We start from the raw sequence: 4,774 nt of genomic DNA on the forward strand, positions 1-4,774 counted from the left end.
CCGGGGGCCGCCGCGCCCTCGGCGCCGGGGGCGCCAGCGCCCCCCGGGGCGCCCGAGCCGTCGTCGATGATCGCCAGCTCGGCGCCGACCTCGACGGTCTCGTCCTCGGCGACCTTGATCGCGGCCAGGATGCCGGAGACCGGTGCGGGGATTTCGGTGTCGACCTTGTCGGTGGAGACCTCGAGCAGCGGCTCGTCGACCTCCACGCGCTCACCCTCGGCCTTGAGCCAGCGGGTGACAGTGCCCTCGGACACGCTCTCGCCCAGTGCGGGCAGCGTTACTGAGACCGCCATGGTTTCAGCGACTCCTATCAAGTCTTGCGTACAGGAAGTTCGGGAAAGGGAAGGACGGGACGGGCGCGTCGATCAGTCGTGCGCGTGCAGCGGCTTGCCGGCCAGGGCCAGGTGGGCCTCGCCGAGCGCCTCGGACTGCGTGGGGTGCGCGTGGATGAGCTGCGCGACCTCGGCGGGCAGCGCCTCCCAGTTGTAGATGAGCTGGGCTTCGCCGACCTGCTCACCCATGCGGGCACCGACCATGTGGACGCCCACCACGGCACCGTCCTTGACCTGGACGAGCTTGATCTCGCCGGCGGTCTTGAGGATCTTGCTCTTGCCGTTGCCGGCGAGGTTGTACTTGACCGAGACGACCTTCTCCTTGCCGTACAGCTCGACGGCCTTGGCCTCGGAGATGCCGACCGAGGCGACCTCGGGGTTGGAGTAGGTCACCCGCGGCACGCCGTCGTAGTCGATCGGCACGGCCTTGAGGCCGGCGAGCCGCTCGGCCACCAGGATGCCCTCGGCGAAGCCGACGTGGGCCAGCTGCAGGGTCGGGGCGAGGTCGCCGACGGCCGAGACGGTGGGCACGTTGGTGCGCATGTACTCGTCGACCAGGACGTAGCCGCGGTCCATCGCGACACCGGCCTCCTCGAAGCCCAGGCCCTGCGAGACCGGGCCGCGGCCGATGGCGACGAGCAGCAGGTCGGCGTCGATCTGCTTGCCGTTCTCGGTGGAGACGCGCACACCGGACTCGGTGTACTCCACGCCCGAGAAGCGGGCCTTCAGCTCGAACTTGATGCCCCGCTTGCGGAAGGCGCGCTCCAGCAGCTTGGAGGAGTTCTCGTCCTCCAGCGGCACCAGGTGCGGCAGGGCCTCGACGATGGTGACGTCGACGCCGAAGGACTTCCAGACGGAGGCGAACTCGACGCCGATCACGCCGCCGCCGAGGATGACGGCCGACTTCGGGATCCGGTCGAGCTTGAGGGCGTGGTCCGAGGAGATCACCCGGTCGCCGTCGATGGTCAGGCCCGGCAGCGACTTCGGCACGGAGCCGGTGGCCAGCACGATGTGGCGGCCCTCGACGCGCTGGCCGTTGACGTCCACCGAGGTGGGCGAGGAGAGCCGGCCCTCGCCCTGGATGAAGGTGACCTTGCGCGAGGCGACCAGGCCCTGCAGACCCTTGTACAGGCCGGCGACCACGTCGTCCTTGTACTTGTGGACGCCGTTGATGTCGATGCCCTGGAAGGTCGCGAGGACGCCGAACTCGGCGGCTTCCTTGGTCTCGTCGGCGATCTCGGCGGCGTGCAGCAGCGCCTTGGTCGGGATGCAGCCCCGGTGCAGGCAGGTGCCGCCCAGCTCGCCCTTCTCGATCAGGGCGGTGCTCAGACCCAGCTGAGCGGCGCGGAGCGCCGCGGCGTAACCGCCGCTTCCGCCTCCGAGAATGACTACGTCGAAAACGGTGCTGGCGTCGTTCGCCACGTCACGTCCTCCATGCAATGGGGTGTGGATCGTCCGGGCCGGTGCTGGTCCGGTGTGCGGGAAGCCCTTGTGGGGTGCCCAGTCGTGCCGGAAATACATCTTCGCACTTGTTCACGGCGGCTGATGTCCCGGTCCACCCCGCGAGGGGTTCCCGACGGGTCGGCGGGGGGTCCCGCGACCCGCCCGCCGTGCCGTCTGCGCAGGTCACGGCCGTGTCCCGGGCGGGTGGGCCGGGGGCTGCGCCGATCGTGGGGCGGGGTGATTCCGCCTCGTGGAACAAAGTTTCGCCCGTGGCGAACAGTCTTGCGCGGGCCGTCCACCCACTACCCGCGGGTAACCCGGGTGGACGACAGAGCGGGGTCCGGTGCGCGAACACCGGACCCCGCTGACTGTGCTGTGAACCCGTACCCGCGTGCGGGTGCGGCGAGGGCTCGTCGGACGGGCCCGGGGCTGGATCAGCCCTGCGCGGTCTCCTCCGCGAGCTGCAGCAGGGTGCGCACCGCGCTGCCCGTGCCGCCCTTGGGGATGTAGCCGTACGGCGCGCCCTCGTGGAAGGCCGGACCGGCGATGTCCAGGTGCGCCCAGTCGATGCCGTCCGCCACGAACTCCTTGAGGAAGAGGCCGGCCACCAGGCCGCCACCCATCCGCTCGCCCATGTTGGCCAGGTCGGCCACGGTGGAGTCCATGCTCTTGAGCAGCTCGGCGGGCAGCGGCATCGGCCAGGACTGCTCGCCGGCGCGACCGGCCACCGCGTGCAGCTTCTCGCGGTAGGCGTCGGTACCGGCCATCACGCCGAAGGTGCGGTTGCCCAGCGCCAGCACCATGGCGCCGGTCAGGGTGGCCACGTCCACGATCGCGTCCGGCTTCTCCTCGCCGGCGCGCACGATCGCGTCGGCCAGCACCAGGCGGCCCTCGGCGTCGGTGTTGAGCACCTCGACCGTCTTGCCGCCGTACATCCGCAGCACGTCGCCGGGGCGGGTCGCGCTGCCCGAGGGCATGTTCTCGGCCAGCGCCAGCCAGCCGGTGACGTTGACGGCCAGGCCCAGGCGCTTGGCGGCGACCACGGCGGCGAAGACCGCGGCGGCACCGGACATGTCGCACTTCATGGTCTCGTTGTGGCCGGCCGGCTTGAGCGAGATGCCGCCCGAGTCGTAGGTGATGCCCTTGCCGATGAAGGCCAGGGTGGCCTTGGCCTTGGGGTGGGTGTAGGCGATCTTCACCAGCCGCGGCGGGTTGGCGGAGCCCATGCCGACGCCCAGGATGCCGCCGTAGCCGCCCTTGGCCAGCGCCTTCTCGTCCAGCACCTCGACCTTGAGGCCGTGCTCCTTGCCGGCCGCCTGGGCGATCGCGGCGAAGGCCTTGGGGTGCAGGTCGTTCGGCGGGGTGTTGATCAGGTCGCGGGCGCGGTTCATCTCCTCGCCGACGACGGTGGCGCGCTCCAGGGCGGCCTTGGCGTCCTTGCTGCCCTTGCGGGCGGTCAGCACGACCAGCTCGCCGACCGGCTCCTTGACGCCCTCCGCGGTGCGGTAGGCGAGGAAGTCGTACGAGCCGAGCAGGCCGCCCAGCGCCACGGCCTCGACCTCGGCGGCCGACTCGGCGGGCAGCGCCAGACCGGCCTTCTTCGCACCGGCCAGCTTGCGGGCGGCCACACCGGCCGCGCGGCGCAGCGCCTCGAGCGGGTAGCCGCCCTCGGCGGCGTCGCCCAGGCCCACGGCCAGCACGTAGCCGGCCTTGATCCCGGCGGGGGCGGGCAGCTTGACGGAGTCGCCCTCGGCACCGGTCGCGCCCAGCGTGCCGAGGACGTCGGCCAGCTTGCCCTCGAACGCCTCGGTCACGGCCTCGGCGCCGGAGGCCACCACCAGGCCCTTGGGCCCCTTCGCGACACCGATCACCAGGGCGTCCGCGCGCAGCGCGGCGGCGGAGGAGGTGCTCACAGACAATGCAGTCACGTAAATGCGTCCTGTTCTTTCGCGGTCCACGGCCGGATTGCGGCATGGCAACAGCCCAAGCATGCTCCGCCGTCACGGCGTAGGGCTACGGTGCTCCCCGCATGGTAGTCCGCATAGTGGGATAACGCCGCCCCCGGGCCGGTGCCACCACGGCTCAGGGGCCCAGTGCCAAGGCCAGCAGGGCGGCGGTGGAGGCCGTCTCGACCATCGCGCCCAGCACGTCGCCGGTGACCCCGCCGAAGCGCCGCTCGCAGCGCCGCAGCAGGGCGACAGCGGCGAGTTGACCCAGGGTCAGGGCGAGTGCGAAGCGTGCGTGGCCGCCGATCAGGGCGAGCACCGAGGCGCTCAGCAGGCTCACGCCCAGCGCTCCGGACAGCGGCACGGTACCGGCCACCATCGCCCCCAGCCCGCCGGGCCGGGCCGCCGGCACCGAGCGCCGGCAGCCCCAGCCGAGCGCGCACCGGCCGGCCACCGCCGCGGTCAGCGCGGCGAGCGCTCCGCGCTCGGTCGAGATGGCGAATTGGCCTGCAAAACAGGCGATCTGACCGAGCATCACGAGCAGCAGGGTGAGCACGCCGAAGGGTCCGATGTCGGACTGTTTCATGATCCGCAGCGCGTCCTGGGCCGGTTTCCCGCTGCCCAGGCCGTCGGCCACGTCGGCCAGGCCGTCCAGGTGCAGGCCGCGGGTGAGCGCGGCGGGCACGGCCACCGCGAGCACGGCGGCGAGCAGCGGCCCGCCCCGCCAGTTCGCGGCCGCGCCCAGGGCGCCCGCGAGCGCGCCCAGCAGCAGGCCGACCAGCGGTGCGGTGAGCATCGCGCGGCGGGCCGAGGCCCGGTCCCAGCGTTCGACGCGCACCCGCAGCACGCTCAACGTGCCGAAGGCGAACCGCAGCCCGTGCACCCAGGCCGCGAGTGGGCCCCCGCCGCCGGCGGCGGCAGGTCGGTCGGCGGTCAGCGCCGGCCCAGCAGCTCGGCGGCGGTGGGCAGCCGGGCGGGCTCGCGCGGGGCGACGGTCAGGGTGGGGGTGAAGCCCTCCTCGGCCAGTGCGTCGGAGGCGGCCTGCAGCAGCGG

General features: G+C 72.5%; 4 protein-coding genes. All 4 read right to left on the reverse strand.

Translation table 11 applies throughout. The annotated features are described in order from the left end of the window. The coding region (locus tag ABD323_RS39525) for a biotin/lipoyl-containing protein (protein WP_344446943.1) at positions 1–293 on the reverse strand (293 nt) is incomplete at its 3' end. A 72-nt stretch (positions 294–365) separates the two neighbouring features. Continuing rightward, positions 366–1,754 carry a dihydrolipoyl dehydrogenase gene (gene lpdA / locus ABD323_RS39530; protein ID WP_344446944.1) on the reverse strand — a complete coding sequence of 463 codons (1,389 nt, stop codon included), beginning with the start codon at positions 1,752–1,754 and terminating at the stop codon, positions 366–368. Positions 1,755–2,209: 455 nt separating this feature from the next. Next, complete coding sequence (locus tag ABD323_RS39535; RefSeq protein WP_344446945.1) at positions 2,210–3,703, reverse strand: leucyl aminopeptidase; 1,494 nt, start codon at positions 3,701–3,703, stop codon at positions 2,210–2,212. 154 nt (positions 3,704–3,857) lie between these two features. Further along, entirely contained in the window at positions 3,858–4,604 is a 747-nt protein-coding gene (locus tag ABD323_RS39540; protein ID WP_344446946.1) for an adenosylcobinamide-GDP ribazoletransferase, read from the reverse strand. Positions 4,605–4,774: the final 170 nt, after the last annotated feature.

Origin of the sequence: Kitasatospora nipponensis (assembly GCF_039528135.1) — a bacterium.
Classification (GTDB): domain Bacteria; phylum Actinomycetota; class Actinomycetes; order Streptomycetales; family Streptomycetaceae; genus Kitasatospora; species Kitasatospora nipponensis.